Source organism: Nocardia sp. 852002-20019_SCH5090214, from assembly GCF_001665865.1.
Classification (GTDB): Bacteria; Actinomycetota; Actinomycetes; order Mycobacteriales; family Mycobacteriaceae; genus Nocardia; species Nocardia nova.
The window spans coordinates 1-514 of the sequence record NZ_LZMK01000080.1; the positions used below are offsets into that span (position 1 = coordinate 1).

Here is a 514-nt window from a genome sequence, read left to right on the forward strand (position 1 = left end):
GGATTTGGGTTGGTGTCGACGAATTCGAGATCGGCTTCGCGCTCCCATGTCCAGTGGTTACCTGGCCACCACACCACGACCCAGTCCGTCCCGCCGGTAGGCGGGGTTTTCGACCACACCTGAACGAGTTCGCCGGAGGCGTGGTCGAAGTCGGTGCGGACCACCGCGGCGTGCCCGGCGGGGGCGACATAGCCGATCCGGTCGCCGCCGGAGAGGCCGGCGCGTGACTTCAACCGGATCCGGGTGCGCGGCGCGACGGGCATCGGTCGAGCTTGTCACCCGCGCCCGCGGCGAGGCTGGGGTGGGATAGTCGCGGGTATGGGCGAGGTGTTCGCGGTCGGTGATCGCATCGAGTGGTGGAGCGACATCGACGGCGGCCCGGCCGAGCCCGGCGACCAGGACGCGAGGAAAAACATCGGCACGGTCGCCAGCGTCCACCGCAGCCCCAACGACGACACCCAGGTCGTCGCGTATCTCGTGACGTGTCGCAGCCGCGTCGCCGGCACGTACACCT

Annotated in this window: 2 protein-coding genes; one reads left to right on the forward strand and one right to left on the reverse strand. The window is 69.5% G+C overall.

Annotated features, from left to right (window positions below; translation table 11 throughout):
* Nucleotides 1-263 (reverse strand): hypothetical protein (locus A5780_RS07620; RefSeq protein WP_156769406.1); only part of this gene is annotated, 263 nt, incomplete at its 3' end.
* A 55-nt stretch (nucleotides 264-318) separates the two neighbouring features.
* Between A5780_RS07620 and A5780_RS07625 the strand changes: the two genes are divergently transcribed.
* A partial coding sequence (locus A5780_RS07625; RefSeq protein WP_156769348.1) for a hypothetical protein occupies nucleotides 319-514 on the forward strand: 196 nt, incomplete at its 3' end.